The organism is Providencia sp. PROV188 (assembly GCF_027595165.1).
GTDB classification, from domain to species: domain Bacteria; phylum Pseudomonadota; class Gammaproteobacteria; order Enterobacterales; family Enterobacteriaceae; genus Providencia; species Providencia lanzhouensis.
This window is the reverse complement of sequence record NZ_CP097291.1, coordinates 509,185-526,703: the sequence shown is the minus strand read 5'-3', so window position 1 is coordinate 526,703 and position 17,519 is coordinate 509,185. Positions and strand designations below refer to the sequence as shown.

Sequence of the window (17,519 nt, the reverse complement as noted above, 5' to 3'; positions counted from 1 at the left end):
CTGAATTTGATTTATATAAAATTAAATATCAATAGGTTACACAAATAAGACCATATAATATAATTAGCTAGTAATTTAAATATTCACTTATCTTAATCATGATACCCCTTAAAAAAAACATTATTTCAATTTAAATAAAAGAAAATTATCCAATTATAAATATCGCATATAATAACTTATTTAAATTTATTAAAAATAAAAAATCAAGAATATCAAACATAAAAACTTAATATTTTAATGAGAAATAAAAATATACTTAAATAACTCATATTTTGTGTTTTATAAATTCATCCAATAAAACTTTAAATATAATTTAAATTCATCAAAATAAGTCATATTAATCATGATAAATTTTCCATTATCCATATCATGCTTAAACTATGCATATCGTGCACTTTTCATTTTCTAATATTAACTAGAATAAATTAATCCGTTAGGATAACAAAAAAAGGAGCCAATAATGACAACTCAGTTTTACAGCTACCAACCGCAACAAGGTCATGGGCTTCCCCATGATCCGATACCCTCATTAATTGGTCCACGCCCTATTGGCTGGATCTCCACATGCGATAAGCAAGGTAACACCAATCTTGCGCCCTATAGCTTCTTCAATATCTTTAATTATTCACCGCCCATTTTGGTCTTCTCGAGCGTTGGGAAAAAAGATTCCGTCACCAATGCAATCGAAACAGGTGAGTTCGTTTATAATCTTGCAACTCTTGAGCTTGGGCAGCAGGTCAATTCAAGCAGTGCAATGTTACCTCGTGGAGAAAGTGAGTTTGACCTTACTGGGCTTTCCACCTTACCGTCCACATTGATTACGCCTCCGCGCATCGCCCAAACGCCTGTTTCCATGGAGTGTGTAGTCACTGAATATCAGCAATTAAAACGCGCTGACGGTAGCCTATTGGATACGTGGATGATCATGGGAGAAGTGGTAATGGTGCATATCGATGAAGCTACCTTAGAGCAAGGCTTATATAACAGTGCTCGCCAAAAACCTTTGATGCGGGCAGGCGGACCTGCGGATTATTATTGGATTGAAGAGCAACAAAAACTCGAAATGTATCGCCCTAAATAACGTAAAAAGTCTTAGGCCAGTTTCTATCACACCGGCCTAAGATTCATTATTTGGGGACACAGGTATACACCCATGCAGGTGGAAAATTGCGATACACACGTTCTTTTGTGAATGAAAAATAACGTGAAAATAGCGGTTCACAACCTTGGGTATACTGAAATAGCACTAATTTACCCTGATTCTTTAATAGGCTCTGACGCACCTGTTTTAATATTCGCATGCTGGTTTTTTTATTCAGGGACAGAAAAGGAATTCCTGAAATAATCAAATCATAATCACCCAATAAATATTCTGCTGAACATGGATTAACAGCCACTCTCGGGTCATCAATCTGATTTAAAATATCGATAAAATCACGATTAATTTCATAGAGATCTAAACGTGTTTGCGTCGTAATTTTGTTCACAATATAGCGAGTCATGACGCCGTTACCCGCACCAATCTCTGCAATTTGATGACATTGAGCCCAGTCAATATTGTCAATCATGGTATGACATAACCAACGAGATGATGGGAACACCGTTCCCATCGAAGCTGGTGATGCAATGAAATTCTTAACGTAGAGCTGGTAATGATTTTTATGAGAAAAAAACGATTCCGCCATGCTTCCTCCTGAATCAAAAATACCTTTTCTATTTCCTTAAATTGATGCTCCACATTCACCGCAAAAATTGGCATTTGGGTCTACGGCACTTTTGCATTGTCGGCATCTTATTTTTTGGATGTTTTGTCCGTGTGAAAAATAGTTGTCTTCGCCTCGACCATCATTGTGCTGATAACTCCCGCCATGCTTACCTCGAGAACCATGCTTGGAACTGCTGCCATGCCCTGAATGACCCCGATATTGGTTATCGCGTTTCGAGTTATAGCGATTTCTGCCGAGGTTAAATAACCAGCTGAAAATTGACATAATAAATATCCTCCACTGTTATTCTTGTCCCGAGTATAAACCTTAGACTTAACTCCAGAGACAACAGTAAAACTGAATAATTACAATAAAAAACCATTTATTACGTAAACTGAATATCGCTATTTTTTCATGACACACGCGGGTGAATGAGACAAAGCTTTCCTTAGGATTTGAGCAGTGAAGTTCCATAAGAATTATCAATCACACATAGCCACTTACCGTCGATGAGTTTAAATACGTAGGTGGCATCTCGCACAGTATTAAACGGCGTACCATCTTGCATTTGCGCACTCAAAATAGTTTCAGCTAAGACTAAGGCGCAATCTTCACCAAAAATAACTTTTACCGTACCTTGAGACACTTGCAGGCTGTGATTAAAAAATTCAGCGATAGCAGAAAATGCTTTCTTTAGGTTCTCTTTTCCATGGACATGTAAACCGTCTTTCACCACTAACGAGCCATTCTCAGAATAAAAATCCATTAAATAGCTGAAATTTTCTTCTGTGATGGCGCGATCTGCGCTGGCAATTAGGGCTTCAAGTTCTTGCGTGTGTTTTTGAGTATTGTCGAAAAGATTCATAGAGGGCTCCTTGTTGAATACTAACCAGACAAGGACAAAAAACCCGCCTTATCTGGCGGGTTGAGGATGTAGCAAACTCCCACCAGTTAAGTGATGGTCATCATAATAATGAGGTGAGCTACATGCTGTGACATAATTTTTTCCTGAATATAATTAGAGATTACATTATCAGCAATAAAATTTTTTTCAATGAGTATATAAAAAGGGCTTAAGTTACCTTAAGCCCTTTAGTCGTAAATTAGAAACTAGTGTTTTGAACTCTTATGGTGATTTAATGTTTCTTCTTTTAAATCAAGCTCATCACGTAAGCGATGGTACACTCGCTCATTGATATTTTTCCCTTTACGCATTTGATATAACGCTTCCCGCTTCGCCTTCAGAGCCGAATCTGACATCGAACGTTCCATCTCGATCATCCGATGTAAATCAAACACATCTGACTCTGTTTCATCCGTATTATCTAAACGACGACCATAAATTTCTAACAGCTGAGCACCCACTTCGGTACGCATCGCAATTTCATCCATATCATCAGAAGGGTGGTTCATCAGCTCACGAATATGTGCCATTGCTGCTTCATTGAGTGCCAGACGAGCGCGAATTTCATCGTTATCATAAGGTAAATCTTGCACTAAACCTTTGGTTAAAATCGGCAAGGCGATGCTGGCAATTAACAGCGAACACAGGATCACCCCCATCGCGAGGAAGATAGCCACATCACGGTTAGGGAATAATGATCCATCGGGCATTAAGAATGGCAACGTTAAAATACCGGCTAACGTAATTGCCCCGCGAACTCCCGCCGTTGCCATCACCGCCATCATGCGAATACGTACTTCATCCGCTTGCTTTCCACGACGACGATTGTGGAAAACTGTCAGGGTCATTGATATCCATACCCAAGCAAAACGCAGTGCACCTAATGCAATGGTGATAACGGCAACATACACAAACAGCATCCAAGGATGGCTAGCACCTGCAGCTTCGGCCACCTGAGGCAAATTGGTCCACATCCCTGGTAGCTGCTCACCCAGTAGAATAAAGATCATGCCGTTCAAACCTGTTTGTACCGTGTCCCAAACTGCCTTACTTTGCATTCGAGTCGCCGCTTGCATACGCCCTGCGATTTTTTCGTAGTGCATCGCAATACCCGCAACAACGGCAGCAAGGATTCCGGAAACATGTAAATGTTCAGCCAGCAGATACGCGGTAAAAGGCATTAACAGGCTGATCATAATTTGGATAGCTGGTTCTTCACCTGTGCGCTTGACTAAGAATTGGTTTAACCAGCCAATTGCCCATGCGACTAATAAACCAATCACTATCCCACCAAATGCCACCAGCACAAATTGCCCCGCAGCAGATGTCAGAGAGAACTCCCCTGTCAGCGCAGCCACAACCGCAAAGCTAAAGCATACTAAGCCCGTCGCATCATTGAGTAGAGATTCCCCTTCAAGAATGTGCGCCATACGCGATGGTAGTGGCGAATTCACTGTCATTGCAGATACCGACACAGGGTCAGTTGGGGAAAGGATAGCTGCCAGTGCAAAGGCAACCGCCAGTGAAATCGTTGGGATCAGCCAATGGATAAAGAACCCCATCCCAATAACGGTGACGACCACTAAGCCAATCGCCAATGACATAATTGGCTTAATTTCTTGGAATAAGGCTTCTTTTGGAATTCGCCATCCATCAAGAAATAGCAATGGAGGAATAAATAAAAAGAGAAAAAGATGTGGTTCGAATTCCACTGTAAATCCGTAGAACGATAAGGCAGCCCCTAACGCTATCTGGATAATTGGCAATGGAATGATGTCTTTAAGTAATCGGGAAACAAATACGCTCACGATGACTGCAAGTAAAAAAACGAGTACAAGTGTCACTACTGACATTGAGTGCTCCATAATGGTTTATCTTAGTTATCTGCATTGCAGTAAATAGATAAATCAAATCAATGTAAAGCATCAATTTATTACCAAATAAAAAAACAAAATAAATCAAAAACTACGATAGCAATCATTGTGTTACAGGATATTACTTAATTTCCAATACATTACATATCCATTCAATATACTCGTGTTTTATAAGGATTTAATCTATTCTTCTGGTATAAACCCTTATCACTCATCAAAAACGGATAATTCCGAGTATTTTAATGCAACTTATCTATTTGATTTCTGGGCTATGTCTATCAATTAATTCTTGTAAAACCTGCTTGAGCATTTTGCTTTTGCGAACACCAAGAGGCGCTAAAACCTGCCTTTCATGCTCTTCCGCTGCAATCAATAACCCTTCGACCAGCTCGACACCACTAGAAGTCACACTCACTAAAGTCACACGGCGGTCACTTCCTGTATGGTTATTGTGACGGATGACATGCCCTTGCTGTTCCAATCGTTGTAATACCCGCGTGATTGTTGGTTGCTTGCTGACTGTTTTTTGCGACAGCTCAGTGATCCCCATCGAACCATTATTGGCCAATGTAGAAAGCACTCGCCACTCCAACACTGATAGCCCATTGGCTTCTACAACCGCATGAAATTCAGATGAAACTAGCATCCATGCCTGCCCCAAAAGAGCAGGCAGGTAATTATCAACGAAGACTTTCGATTCAGGCATCAATTCCTCTTTTCTTGCTTCTGGTTTTATGACATTAGAAGCTAGCAGAGTAGCAGAAGGAAATCGAACTCTTAACATAATTTAACTAAAATCTTCCGCTAAGTAGTGAGCCAAAACCATCCACTCGCGTATCAAGTCCCAATTTTTTTAGCATCATGTAAGTTGTTGCCACAGACGAAGACAATACTGGTAAGCCCACTCTATCTTCGATAAGTTGAATCGACGGTAATGACGGCATTTGCACGCAAGCTGATGCCACAATCGCATCCACATTGGTATTTAGCTTTCTGGTGATTTCCACTGGTGCTAATGGGTTTTGTCTCCCCACCTCGAGGTTATCGGGGATCTCCAATGAGATGCTATCAACCACTTCAATACCTTCATGTTCAATATAGTCGATAACCATTTGCGTTAATGGCTTCATATACGGCGTCAAAATCGACACTTTTTTCGCGCCAATGGCATGCAGCCCTTCGACTAATGCCCCTGCACTAGTGACAACCGGCGCTGGATGCCCATTATCTATGGTGCATTGATGGAGGCGTTTTTGCGAAACTCGGTGATACCCCTTCCCCATGCTCATAATGGCAACCAAGCAGGCATACCCTAATACATCGACATCGGCGTCTGACAGTTCAATAGCACAGCGGTCACTGTCTGAGTCCATTTTGGCAAGCTCATCCTTAGTCACTTTCTGCATACGCATACGGCTAGAGTGGAATGTGAAACGCTCTGCAAACATCGCTTCACGGGCGCGTAATATAGCCGGAATTTCAGTTTCCATGGTGGTATTAGATGAAGGCACAATCTGCCCAATACGAAACGTACGCGCTAAGCTCATAGCCCTTTCTCCACTGAAGAGTCATCCGATTCAGCAAACTGATTAAGTTCATCGACATCTTGCCCACCATGATGGAAACGAGCAGCCGTTAATGGGCGACGATTAACCTGTAAGTCAAAGATATCAAAGCGATTATAGTGCCCTGTAATATCATGCATCTGGCGAGGTTGAATACAGCGATTCAAGTCGATTTCGCCATAAACAATGCCTTCTTTATCAATCAATGGTTCCCCAATTACTCGTCCATCAGGACCAATAATGCCGGAAAATGCGCTATTTGGACGCGCAAGCAACTCACGGGATTCGGGATGCGACGCCGCCATGGCTTCAACGATTTCTTCAGAGACTGTCGAACAAGAAATGATGGTAAATACTTTGCCTTCAAAGCAATGAGCAGAGGCACGTAAACGAATCGCATCCGCCATGTCATAGTCTTTTGGTGCCACTGGCAGTGCAATATAACTGGCAATATGAACCAACTCACCTTGAGCCAGCAACGAGAAACGTGCCAATGTATTGGTGTTTTCGCCACATGCCAACGCCCCTAAAGGACCAATGCTGGTTTGGTGAACTTTCAGCGAGGAGGCATCCCCATTTGCCCACGTCAATTTTTCCGCCCACGTTGGGACTAATTTACGGTGACGTCCTAAAATTTTACCTTCATCAGAAATCGTCACTAACGTGTTGTATAACGTGGCAATTCCGTTCGGATTGCGCTCATTCACCCCCACAACCACGTTGATATGGTGACGAGCGGCGGCTTGGGCGATTTTTTTAATTTCAGGTCCAGGGACTTCAATGGCAGATTTGCACAGTTTTTCAAACCAAGGGCTGCCATCAATCGGGTTCATTACCCAACTCCAATACGGGTAGCCAGAGACAAACACTTCAGGAAATGCCACTAATTTGGCACCATTATCCGCTGCTTCTTCAATCAACCGACACACTTTATCAACGGTAGCATCGGTATCGAGGAATACAGGGGCGGCCTGTACAGCCGCTGCCTTAAATTGAGGTAGATTCAACATGTTAGTATCTCCCTTGAGTTATACCGCAACCACTGGGTGGCGTAACTCACCGATTTTTTCGACATACGCTTCAATTACATCACCCGGCCATACCCACTCTTGTGGGGAACGACCCGCACCAACCCCTTCAGGTGTGCCCGTTGCGATAATATCCCCCGGTTCCAACGTAATGCCTTTGCTGATATCAGCAATCAACGCATTCACATTGAACAGCATATGGCGAGTATTGGAGTCTTGCTTGGTTACACCGTTAACTTTCAAACTCAGGTTTAGTGAGTGAGGATCAGGAATTTCATCGGCAGTCACAATGCAAGGACCGAATGGGGCGTAGGTATCCTGCCCTTTAGAGTAAATCCATTGACCTGCACGGCGACAATCACGTGCACTCATATCAATCATTAAGCTATAACCGAACACATAGTTCAGGGCATCTGCTTCAGAAACCCCTTTAGCACGCGTCCCCATGATCACCGCCAACTCCACTTCCCAATCTAATTGCTGAGTAATTTGGCTGTTATGTTCAATCGCATCACCCGGTCCAATCACCGTTGTTGGCGGCTTAGAAAAGATAACCGGCTCTTTTGGTAGATCTTTAGAGGTATCCAGAGTACGGCTCGACTCAGCAACGTGCTCAACATAGTTCAGACCGATCCCAAAAATGTTTTTTCTTGGGCGTGGAATTGGCGCTAAAATTTTTACATTCTGTACTGGCCATGCAGTTCCCGCAGGAAATTGCCCTTTATGTGCGTTTAATAATTCAGTACCTGCACGGATCCCTTGTGGACCTAACTCAATAAAATCCAACATATTATCAGGGAGATATTGACCATTCTGTTCCGCTAATCTCGCTAAATCCACGACTTGCTCGTTAGCAATCGCCCCTAAACGTGCTGCTGCGGTAACATCTGAACGGTAAGTAATAAGACGCATAATTTTTCTCCTTGAGTCAGGTCTCAGACCTAACTAAAATCTTCACGTAAACAATTAAAATAAGTCATCGGAATAAACAGTTATAAAAAATAAATAGTTAGCTAATCACTTTTTGGTGCCCGTCATTGTCCACAAGCGCCTCTTCATAATAGAGACCAAGGGAGTGCATCACTGGCAAGTCGTTAAAACAGAACAGACACGCGTCTTCGCTCTGGGATGTATTCACATGTTCGTGGAACATCCATGATGGTACACAAAAAATATCTCGCTCTTGCCAGTCAAAGCGCTGCCCATTAATAATCGAATACCCTTTTCCTTTCGCCACTTGGTAGATAAAACTGCCCGTATGACGATGAGCTTTGCCGACAAATCCAGGGCGTAATAACTGCATACTAGCCCCAATCGTTGGCATCACTGGCCCGCCGGTTAATGGGTTGGTGTAATTCATTAATACATCATCAAATACTGAGCCATCCGTTACTTTTGCGGCGCGTTGCAGCGCTTCATAAGTGGGTCCCCACTGGTATTTGAATAATGGCGAATAGGGCTTATCCCATCCCACATGGTGCGGACGTAACGCAGTCGCTCCCCACATGCCAACGGGATAATCAATTGGACGAGTTTGTGCTTGATGCAAATCGGGGTGAACTTTGTAGAAACCCGCTTCCATTGCATTGACTAATGGAATATCTAAACCATCTTGCCAAATACACGGTAATCCACCTTCTTCCACACCATGTTCATGCCAAGTACCATTTGGTGTCAGCACAAAATCATTAGCTTCTAAAATCATTTTTTGCCCTTCCACAATGGTGTAGGCGCCGCGCCCTTCCATGATGAAACGCAATGCTGATGATGAATGTGCGTGAGCCGAAGCGGCTTCTCCCGGATGCATCACCTGTAAACCGGAATACAACCAACCCACTGCCGCTGCCACATCTTGACGACCAGGGTTGTTTAAGTAGATAACACGGCGACCTGCTTTTTCAGGAGTCACCAAATCCACCGAACGCAAAACATGCTCACGTAAATCTTGGTAACGCCATAACACAGGTACAGATTGAGATTTTGGCTGCCACGGCTCAATTTTGTTGGCAACCGTCCACAATGCGCCCGTTTTGAGTTCATCTAACTGTTTGTAATACGCCAACAATTCTGGTGTATCTTCCACATCTGCGCGTCCTGCGACATTTTCTCTGTATTGGTCATGGGACTGAATCGTCATGGTGTTTCCCCCTCTCGCATTTACGCCATTAACGGCTTTTCGATTGTTGGATTAATTGTTGGCGACCATACTCATAAGGTGCTGGCCACGAGACTGAATTCCACCCAAAGCGAGCACACTCATGGAGTAACCAAGCAGGGTCGGCAAGAAGTGGTCGAGAGAGCGCACAAAGATCTGCTCGCCCTGACGCGATAATGCTATTCACTTGATCCGCATCAGTGATCGCACCAACGGCAATTACCGGCACCGATCCTTCATTGCGAATACGATCCGCCATTGGGGTTTGGTACATACGCCCATAAACAGGCTGTTGAAGAGGGGATACTTCGCCAGATGAGCAGTCGATAATATCTGCGCCCGCTTGATGAAGTGCCTGCCCAATTAATACCGCCTCATCTACTGTTGTGCCGCCGTCAACCCAATCTGTCGCAGAGATACGCACAGACAGTGGCTTATCCTCAGACCATACTTTTCTGACCGCGCTCACTACCGCTAGCGGGAAACGCAGACGATTTTCTAAAGACCCACCAAACCCATCGGTACGCTGGTTAGTTAACGGAGAAATAAAGCTTGATAGCAGATAACCATGCCCAGCTTGCAACTCTAACCAATCAAAACCGGCTTGATCCGCGCGTTTTGCTGCCGCCACAAACTGGTCGATAATCTTTGCCATTTGGGCTTCGGTTAGCTCAGTGGGCGTCTGTGAAATTGAAGGTAAATAAGGTAATGGTGATGCGGAAACTAATGGCCAATTACCTTGTTTCATTGGATGGTTTTCTTGCTCCCAACCGCGCTGTGTTGAGCCTCGACGCCCAGCATGTCCTAGTTGGATCCCAATTTTCGCATCCGTTTTTTGGTGTACAAATTGCGTCACATTTTTCCATGCCGCCACTTGCGCATCATTCCAAATTCCCGGGCAGCCTGTCGTGACTCGCGCTTCAGGAGAAATTGCCGTCATTTCCGTCATAATCAGGCTAGCCCCACCTAATGCGCGGCTACCGATATGTACCAGATGGAAATCACTGACTAGCCCATCAGTTGCGCAATACAGCAACGTTGGAGACGCTATCACACGGTTTTTCAGTTCCACATTTCGCAAGCGAAATGGCGTCAACATCGGGGCGACTTTTTGATTAGCCACCTGCGCTGGTAAACCCGATTTTTCGGCAAACCAGTTTTCATAGTGAGTTAACCAGTTACCATCACGCACACGTAAATTTTCATGAGAAATGCGCTGAGAACGAGTTAATAAAGAGTAAGCAAACTGCTCAGGATCGAGGTTTTCATAGCGCTGTACGTTTTCAAACCACTCGGTTGAGTTACGCGCCGCATTCTGGATTTTTAGCACTTCGACACTGCGAACTTTTTGGTAGTGCTCAAGTCCCTTGCGCAAATCTCCTTGAGTCGCTTTCAAGCTTTCGCACAGCTCAATCGCATCTTCTAGAGCCAATTTAGTTCCTGAACCAATAGAGAAGTGGGCGGTATGAGCGGCATCCCCCATCAGCACCACAGGAACCTCCTTGCGGCTTGTTGGTTGTGTCCAGTGCACCCAGTTATCACAAATCACGCGAGGGAATCGAATCCAAATCGCGGCACCACGTAAGTGTGCTGCATTGGCAATCAGTTTTTCACCATCCAGCCATGGGGCAAATAACTTTTCACAGTAAGCAATCCCATCTTCCTGAGACATTTGGTCGATACCTGCTTTCAACCAAGTCTCTTCCGTGGTTTCTACGATAAATGTGGATAACCCTTCTTGAAATTGATACGCGTGAACTTGGAACCAACCGTGTTCATTTTCTGCGAACAAGAAGGTAAATGCGTCGAAAATCTTTTTCGTACCTAGCCAAACAAAACGGCAACGGCGTTGGTCGATATCGGGTTTGAAGATATTTTCATAGCGAGTACGTACTGCGCTATTGATCCCGTCCGATGCAATCACTAGATCCGCATCATATTGGCGTGCAATTTCTTGGTCATCCGCCACTTGGGTTTCAAATACCAATTCCACCCCCACTTCAAGGCAGCGATCTTGCAAGATATTGAGGAGCTTTTTACGCCCAATACCGATGAATCCATGCCCGCCACTGCGGTTACAGCTACCTTTAAAGTGAATGTCGATATCATCCCAATGGCTAAATTCAGCGCTGATCGTTTCTGCTGAGACTGGGTCTGCTTTGCGCAAGTTACTTAATGTGGCATCCGAAAATACCACGCCCCAACCGAAGGTGTCATAAGGGCGGTTACGTTCAACGACCACCACACGGTTGCTTGGGTTTTGCAGTTTCATCAGCAACCCGAAATAAAGCCCAGCGGGACCGCCGCCGATACAAACGATATTCATGGAGTTTCTCCTTTATTACGTTGTGCCATTACACCGGTTGCTGCTGGGTTAAGGCGCTATACAGTGCTTCAGGGATAGGAATAGCCTGATGCGTAATCAATGATGTAGTGACATAGGTTTGCGTCACTTCCATGCGTAACTCGCCATCAAGGCTGGTACAGCGTTGACGTAAAGTCAGTGATTTACCGCCAATGCGTTCGACATGCAGCTCAAGCTGAACGTCATCCCCCATACGGCTAATCGCTTTAAAATCCGCCTCTAAATGCACTGTGGGCAAACCAAAACGTTGATCGAGGATGTACCCTGCAAATCCTTCAGGGAGTAATTCATCAAACCAACGCTCAATGAGATTGTTAAACATCACGAAATATTGTGGGTAAAACACGATCCCAGCAGGATCACATTCTGAAAAACTGATCCGATGGTTTCGAGAAAATGTCAGTAAACTCATGATGCTATCCTTATTCCATCGCCAAACGCTGACGGCATTTTTTCAACTCATTACCATGTTCATCCGCCAGCGCCGCTTCACGTAATTCACGTAAATTTATCGGTGCTAGCTGGCTACCATGACGTTCAACAATTTCCATCAAAACTTGGAAATTGCGCAATCCACGAGCATGGGTGTCGCTATACCCCTTAACCACTCTCTGACATTGCGCAATTTCGGTTGCCAAAGCAGGGTTACTGCTTGCGGCTTGCGCCACAGTGGCTAGCCATTTTTCAATACGATTATTTTCAAGCTGATAACGCAGCGTTGAGCGGCGCCCTCTGCGCCATGCGGCTAGCACGTATAACTGTAAGAATCCCCATAAGGAACTGGTAGTGATTGTTCGTCCCCTTTGCGTCAATTTGCGAACGGCTTTGTGTACCCAATGTGGTTTCATCAACCAATTGCCTAAATTTTTGGGAAGCGTTTCGCAAATCTCTTCGATTCTTGGATGCATAAATTCATTGATGTCGAGCAATTGGTTATCTTTCGCTTGGACTTCACTGCGTACTCGGGCAAAACGGCTATCACGAATTTTTAAGTCCGCAACGCGAATGGTGTCTTCATAGGACATCCATAGCGCTAAGTGGCGTACTAACGCACGCTGTAAACGCGGGTCATCACCGCCTTTTTGCGCAAATAGCCCTTGCAATCGATTGAGGTACGTCTCGGCATATGCAGGGTCTTGATAATCAACCAGCCGACGAACACCTTCGGTCGCAAGGTAGTGAACATGGTCAGGAAACTGACTTTCAATCCGAGAAAGGAGAGCTGCTACATGTTTGTTTTTTGGTGTTTTTTCTACCGCTTTTGCAGATTCTGCTTGATAAGCCTCTTCAGGCTGAGCCGCTTTTTCAGCACCCAATGCAAATGCTCGCAAACTCGGTTTCACGCCAACGCCACCACGAACGATGGTTTCTTCAAATTGTTCACGGCTAAAGGGCAGAACCCCCGAACCAAACAGCGCACCGAACAACACGGCGCTGATCACGCTGCCACTCTCTTGCGCAGCTTGTGCCATATCAAAATGCACAAACTGGCGGGCGGCTTGCCCCGCATGACGGATCAACGCTTGGCTATCCACTCGCCCATCCCCCATTGCCGATTTTTCTGCGATGGAATAAACCCGATGGGTCGAACTAATCAGCGTGGTACGCTCCGCGGTCACAAAACCACGTTGTACTGCACGCCCAGCCTCCATCAGCTCTGAAGCCAACACCACATCCACATCACCGGGCATTGGCATTAACGCTAAAACAGGTGAAGGGGTCTGCGGGTTATCAGCACCAGGGAATAATTCAACATAATAAATTGTTGCCCCTGTACGCTGCGCCACTCCTGGCACAGAAGTAGTTTGCGCAAAATAACCGTTATCTTCGCCAAGATTGACAATCCAGTCAGCGAGAACGCCACCACCTTCTCCGCCCATCGCAAGGATGGCGATTTTGATCGGCTGTAAGGCCATTAGCGATTGAGAGGTCATTAACGGTTGAGAAGTCATTAAAGATTGAGCCATGTGCCCCCCTAGAAACTCAGTTGTTCACGGCGGCGTGCATCACGACGCTGCAAGAAACCAATAAACCAACCGCGAACACGGTGGCGCAATTTGTCCCAGCCATTTGGGTTGGTAATAATCTGAGCTTTAAAGAATGAAGGGCACAGCACTGCGGCATGGGAAACCTCACCGCACAGTCCACAGCCTACGCAGCTATCCATCACTGTCGCGACAGGGTCTGTACGTAAAGGATCTGGGTTAGGTTTGATTGATAACGATGGGCAACCCGATAAACGAATACAGGAGTGGTCTCCCGTGCAAGTGTCTGAATCAACGCCAAAACGTTCACGGACAACTCGCTTGCCTGCTGAAACGTCATCACGAACTTTTTTCTTTTCGCGGCGCTGTTTGTTCAACATACATTCGCTTTGCGCAATTAACACTTTAGGACCGCTTTCTGTCGTCGTCAGTGCCTCACGCAGCGTATTCGTCATGGCTTTTAAATCATAGGTACGCTTGATGGTTTTTACCCAATTAACTCCAACGCCTTTAACTGCTTTTTCAATCTCATGCCCAGTGCTGCGGGTAGAATTTAGCGCCGTTGACGATAAAATATCTTGCCCACCGGTTGCAGAGGTATAACTGTTATCAACAACAATGGTTAAGTTATCGCTACGGTTAAATACACTGTTAGCAATACCGCTGGTTAACCCGTTGTGCCAAAAACCGCCATCGCCCATCACAGAAATCGCTCGTTTGCCCGCTTTGGCATTTAACGCAGCAGCACCCGCGCCACCAAGCCCGTATCCCATCGTCGTGTTACCGAGGTTAAATGGCGGCAGAATAGAGAATAAATGGCAGCCAATATCCGCACTCACATGGTGTTCACCCAGTTCACGCTCAATTAGCTTCATTGCAGTAAAAATGGGACGTTCAGGGCAGCCCGTACAAAATCCAGGTGGGCGTGCATGCACCGTTTCATTCAGAGTCGGTTCCGCCGCATTCACATATTCAGGTAGGTCATCATCGGCTTTGACAGCCGCGACATTAATAGTTGGAATACGAATCTGATTTGCAGCCGCTTTCACTTGTGGCTCAATTTTGCCATAACGTTCGAAGAATGAGCGCAGCCCTGCTAATACCGTTGCGGTGTTATATTCTCCCGCCATCGGCAGCATATCTTTACCGTGTAGCGCCACGTCAATATTGCGTTGACGTAAAATATTTGCCACGTTTTGCTCAACGAAATTCGGTTGCCCTTCTTCTAAAACTAAAATAGCTTTTTTATTGCGACAAAAACGTTCAAATTCGTCATCAACCAACGGGTAAGCCACATTCATGACATACAACGGGATTTTGCTATTACCAAAAACGTCGGCTAGACCAATTTGGTTTAATGCGCGGATCAGCGTGTTGTAGTTACCACCTTGTAAGGCGATCCCCACATCTTCGGCATCTTCCGCAAAAAATTCGTTGAGTTCACGTTCTTGAATAAATTTGATGGCAGCAGGCCAGCGAGCCTCAATTTTTTCTTTTTCATGTAAAAAACTGGCTGGCGGTAACACGATGCGGCTCACGTCGCGAGTTGGGTTCTCTAGCGCGTCTTTGACCGTAAATTTTGGATATTGATTATCAGAGCATGTGAACTGCCCATGAACATGGCAAGAGCGAATACGCATTTGCAGCATAACTGGGGTATTACTGGCTTCGGAAAGATCAAAACCATCTTTAACTGCTTGAACGATGCAAGGTAAATTAGGGCGTGGGTCGAGTAGCCACATTTGGGATTTCATGGCAAATGCGTGGCTACGTTCCTGCATGATGGAGGAGCCTTCGCCGTAATCTTCACCGACGATGATCAACGCACCACCCAGTACACCTCCAGAGGCTAAGTTTGCTAATGCATCTGAAGCCACGTTAGTACCTACGGTTGCTTTGAATGTCACTGCACCACGTAAAGGATAATTAACCGATGCGGCCAGAGTCGCGGCAGCAGTGGCTTCACTGGCGCTATTTTCGAAACGAATACCGTATTCCGATAGGATATCCTGCGCATCTGCCAGCACATCCATTAAATGGGAGATGGGAGCGCCTTGATAGCCTGCCACATAGGAAACCCCTGATTCGAGTAACGCTTTCGTAACGGCAAGTATCCCTTCACCGCTGAAGACTTCGCCTTCACCCTGCCGTAATTTTTGAACTTCTTGAACAAACGAGCGCTCAGCCATTTTAACCTCACCAGTCAACGTCAGCACGTTGTTATCTTTTTTGTGTTTCTTTCTTGTATCTCATTTGTTAATAAATGGTCAATCCATGATTAATCATGCATATTAGATTTTTGCAGAGAGTGGATAAGAGGTGCATAGAGCGGACAAAATCATTGTAAAACAATGAAAAAATGTCATAGAAATGGACAATGGATAAGAATCTTCACCAAAGAAAGCTGTGGCTAACTTTCCTAATGAATCAACGAATAATCCTAATTATCACTTACAAATAGAAGGGTATTAGAGTATTCCTCTAATAAAAAATGAAATGCCACCATAGATAACTTTTTGCTTAATCAATAGGTAGGTGAATATACAAAACAATATGAAAAATCATATATTTATAACTAAAAATTAATAAGAATAACTTTATTTTTTAGTTTGTTATAGAAATCACATTCAGTGAATTCTCTCTATTTTTTTGCAGTATCTGGATAGTTTTTGCACAAATATGGCTAGGTAAGCAAATTCCTTTATGCTATGTTCGAAGCGTAATTAGTTAAAATTTGTTTAATAAAATGTTAATAAAATCGACCTGTGTAATAAGTCGAAGATAATAAAAAAATAACAATGAGATATCGAAATATCCCATAGTGACCCTCGAGGATCCTAGCTTATCGCGACACTCGCTAGGCAACCTATCAAGGTCACAGTGTTTACTTTGGAGGCACCTCCTTATGTTGAGCAATTCATGGCCTTACGCACCTGCACCTCAGATAGAGAACCAACTCTGTTCTTCTGAGCGATTATTATTCAGTTCTGCTGATCCTGAAGAGATTAAATCTATGGTGGGGCGTGTGATGAAGCCTCATCAATTTCAGTTACTTAACCAGCATCAGCGTCTTGATGCTCGCATGCATTACATTCCAATGGGGGATATTTCTCTCAGCCGGCTACGCTATGGGGCAGATGTCGCTATCACCCCTGGACAACTGGAAGATTTTTTTCTGGTGCAAATGCCATTATCAGGTAGTGCAATTATCGAAAGTGGCGGGAAAACTTTAGAATCCACACCACAAATGGCTTCTTTGCTTAGCCCAGAAGAGTCTACGGTGATGCGTTGGAACAGTGACAATGACCAATTTATGCTACGAATTTCTCGTTCTTTATTAGAGCGTACGTTAGTTGGGCAGCTTGGGCATACCTTAGAGAAACCATTAGTTTTTGAATTAGGGTTTGCTTGGCAGTCTTGTATTGCATGGCGTACGTTGATGAATTATTTGGTTGAATGCGCTACACGTACACCTGATTTACTGCAGCATAAACTGATAACCACCCAAGTAGAGCAGTTGGTTTCTGTTACCCTACTTTCCACCCACCAGCATAATTATTTAGAAGATTCGGGTATGCGCCGAGCCACCATTCGCCCGCGTCATGTGCGCCGCGTTCAAGAGTACCTCGAAGCACACGCCCATGAACCGATTACCGTTGAACAACTCGCCCATATTGCTGGCGTCAGTTTGCGCAGCTTATATGCCGGTTTTAAAGAGTTTTTAGATATTAGCCCGATGCAATATTTACGTGATTTGCGTATGGAGCGAGTTAGAGCCGAATTGATGTCAGGGGAAGCCACCAGCGTGACTGGCGTGGCACTACGCTGGGGATTCGCCCACATGGGACGGTTTAGCGCAGAATATAAGCAACGCTACGGAGAAAGCCCAAGCCAAAGTATGAAAAAAGCGTAAATTCACGTATTAAAACCTATCTAG

At 44.6% G+C, this 17,519-nt stretch carries 15 protein-coding genes; 2 read left to right on the top strand and 13 right to left on the bottom strand.

All coding sequences use genetic code 11. The features are described from left to right. Positions 1 to 460: 460 nt before the first annotated feature. On the top strand, positions 461 to 1,081 hold the full coding sequence (locus M5X66_RS02315) for a flavin reductase family protein (protein ID WP_036955226.1): 621 nt from the start codon (positions 461 to 463) through the stop codon (positions 1,079 to 1,081). 46 nt (positions 1,082 to 1,127) lie between these two features. On the opposite strand, the gene M5X66_RS02310 is transcribed toward M5X66_RS02315, so the two are convergent. The 13 genes from M5X66_RS02310 to M5X66_RS02250 all read right to left on the bottom strand — a co-directional run bounded on the left by M5X66_RS02310 (position 1,128) and on the right by M5X66_RS02250 (position 15,771). Then, entirely contained in the window at positions 1,128 to 1,685 is a 558-nt protein-coding gene (locus M5X66_RS02310) for a class I SAM-dependent methyltransferase (protein WP_036955231.1), read from the bottom strand. Positions 1,686 to 1,721: 36 nt separating this feature from the next. Beyond that, positions 1,722 to 1,991 carry a zinc ribbon domain-containing protein gene (locus tag M5X66_RS02305; RefSeq protein WP_154609802.1) on the bottom strand — a complete coding sequence of 90 codons (270 nt, stop codon included), beginning with the start codon at positions 1,989 to 1,991 and terminating at the stop codon, positions 1,722 to 1,724. Between the two features lie 163 nt (positions 1,992 to 2,154). After that, on the bottom strand, positions 2,155 to 2,571 hold the full coding sequence (locus M5X66_RS02300; RefSeq protein ID WP_036955236.1) for a YybH family protein: 417 nt from the start codon (positions 2,569 to 2,571) through the stop codon (positions 2,155 to 2,157). A gap of 245 nt (positions 2,572 to 2,816) precedes the next feature. Next, positions 2,817 to 4,463, bottom strand: coding sequence for a Na+/H+ antiporter (locus tag M5X66_RS02295; protein ID WP_108479310.1), 1,647 nt, complete (start codon positions 4,461 to 4,463; stop codon positions 2,817 to 2,819). Positions 4,464 to 4,737: 274 nt separating this feature from the next. Continuing rightward, a complete protein-coding gene (locus tag M5X66_RS02290; RefSeq protein WP_036955244.1) occupies positions 4,738 to 5,190 on the bottom strand; it encodes a MarR family winged helix-turn-helix transcriptional regulator in 453 nt (150 codons plus the stop codon). A gap of 85 nt (positions 5,191 to 5,275) precedes the next feature. Beyond that, positions 5,276 to 6,031: a maleate cis-trans isomerase family protein gene (locus M5X66_RS02285; RefSeq protein ID WP_036955248.1), complete on the bottom strand. Its 756-nt coding sequence runs from the start codon at positions 6,029 to 6,031 to the stop codon at positions 5,276 to 5,278. Then, positions 6,028 to 7,059, bottom strand: a complete 1,032-nt coding sequence (locus M5X66_RS02280) for a carbon-nitrogen hydrolase family protein (protein WP_270103844.1) — start codon at positions 7,057 to 7,059, stop codon at positions 6,028 to 6,030. The genes M5X66_RS02285 and M5X66_RS02280 overlap by 4 nt, the downstream gene beginning before the upstream one ends. 18 nt (positions 7,060 to 7,077) lie before the next feature. Then, positions 7,078 to 7,989: a fumarylacetoacetate hydrolase family protein gene (locus tag M5X66_RS02275; protein ID WP_036955256.1), complete on the bottom strand. Its 912-nt coding sequence runs from the start codon at positions 7,987 to 7,989 to the stop codon at positions 7,078 to 7,080. A gap of 97 nt (positions 7,990 to 8,086) precedes the next feature. After that, the gene (locus tag M5X66_RS02270; protein WP_036955260.1) at positions 8,087 to 9,214 is read right to left on the bottom strand and encodes a cupin domain-containing protein; all 1,128 of its coding nucleotides are present in this window, start codon (positions 9,212 to 9,214) and stop codon (positions 8,087 to 8,089) included. Positions 9,215 to 9,242: 28 nt separating this feature from the next. Further along, positions 9,243 to 11,558 (bottom strand): bifunctional salicylyl-CoA 5-hydroxylase/oxidoreductase, encoded by a 2,316-nt coding sequence (locus M5X66_RS02265; RefSeq protein ID WP_154599650.1) that lies wholly within the window; start codon positions 11,556 to 11,558, stop codon positions 9,243 to 9,245. A 28-nt stretch (positions 11,559 to 11,586) separates the two neighbouring features. Beyond that, positions 11,587 to 12,009 (bottom strand): acyl-CoA thioesterase, encoded by a 423-nt coding sequence (locus tag M5X66_RS02260; protein ID WP_036955269.1) that lies wholly within the window; start codon positions 12,007 to 12,009, stop codon positions 11,587 to 11,589. 10 nt (positions 12,010 to 12,019) lie between these two features. Further along, entirely contained in the window at positions 12,020 to 13,564 is a 1,545-nt protein-coding gene (locus tag M5X66_RS02255; RefSeq protein ID WP_230083159.1) for an indolepyruvate oxidoreductase subunit beta family protein, read from the bottom strand. Positions 13,565 to 13,572: 8 nt separating this feature from the next. Beyond that, the gene (locus tag M5X66_RS02250) at positions 13,573 to 15,771 is read right to left on the bottom strand and encodes an indolepyruvate ferredoxin oxidoreductase subunit alpha (RefSeq protein WP_336432856.1); all 2,199 of its coding nucleotides are present in this window, start codon (positions 15,769 to 15,771) and stop codon (positions 13,573 to 13,575) included. 716 nt (positions 15,772 to 16,487) lie between these two features. Here M5X66_RS02250 and M5X66_RS02245 point away from each other — a divergent pair. Then, positions 16,488 to 17,495 (top strand): AraC family transcriptional regulator, encoded by a 1,008-nt coding sequence (locus M5X66_RS02245; protein ID WP_036955273.1) that lies wholly within the window; start codon positions 16,488 to 16,490, stop codon positions 17,493 to 17,495. Positions 17,496 to 17,519 lie beyond the last annotated feature (24 nt).

Bases quoted from the DNA above. Each gene is read 5' to 3' on its own strand.
- M5X66_RS02265 (WP_154599650.1), bottom strand. From the start codon at position 11,558: ATGAATATCGTTTGTATCGGCGGCGGTCCCGCTGGGCTTTATTTCGGG.
- M5X66_RS02260 (WP_036955269.1), bottom strand. From the start codon at position 12,009: ATGAGTTTACTGACATTTTCTCGAAACCATCGGATCAGTTTTTCAGAA.
- M5X66_RS02305 (WP_154609802.1), bottom strand. From the start codon at position 1,991: ATGTCAATTTTCAGCTGGTTATTTAACCTCGGCAGAAATCGCTATAAC.
- M5X66_RS02285 (WP_036955248.1), bottom strand. From the start codon at position 6,031: ATGAGCTTAGCGCGTACGTTTCGTATTGGGCAGATTGTGCCTTCATCT.
- M5X66_RS02270 (WP_036955260.1), bottom strand. From the start codon at position 9,214: ATGACGATTCAGTCCCATGACCAATACAGAGAAAATGTCGCAGGACGC.
- M5X66_RS02295 (WP_108479310.1), bottom strand. From the start codon at position 4,463: ATGTCAGTAGTGACACTTGTACTCGTTTTTTTACTTGCAGTCATCGTG.
- M5X66_RS02300 (WP_036955236.1), bottom strand. From the start codon at position 2,571: ATGAATCTTTTCGACAATACTCAAAAACACACGCAAGAACTTGAAGCC.
- M5X66_RS02280 (WP_270103844.1), bottom strand. From the start codon at position 7,059: ATGTTGAATCTACCTCAATTTAAGGCAGCGGCTGTACAGGCCGCCCCT.
- M5X66_RS02310 (WP_036955231.1), bottom strand. From the start codon at position 1,685: ATGGCGGAATCGTTTTTTTCTCATAAAAATCATTACCAGCTCTACGTT.
- M5X66_RS02290 (WP_036955244.1), bottom strand. From the start codon at position 5,190: ATGCCTGAATCGAAAGTCTTCGTTGATAATTACCTGCCTGCTCTTTTG.
- M5X66_RS02255 (WP_230083159.1), bottom strand. From the start codon at position 13,564: ATGGCTCAATCTTTAATGACTTCTCAACCGTTAATGACCTCTCAATCG.
- M5X66_RS02315 (WP_036955226.1), top strand. From the start codon at position 461: ATGACAACTCAGTTTTACAGCTACCAACCGCAACAAGGTCATGGGCTT.
- M5X66_RS02250 (WP_336432856.1), bottom strand. From the start codon at position 15,771: ATGGCTGAGCGCTCGTTTGTTCAAGAAGTTCAAAAATTACGGCAGGGT.
- M5X66_RS02275 (WP_036955256.1), bottom strand. From the start codon at position 7,989: ATGCGTCTTATTACTTACCGTTCAGATGTTACCGCAGCAGCACGTTTA.
- M5X66_RS02245 (WP_036955273.1), top strand. From the start codon at position 16,488: ATGTTGAGCAATTCATGGCCTTACGCACCTGCACCTCAGATAGAGAAC.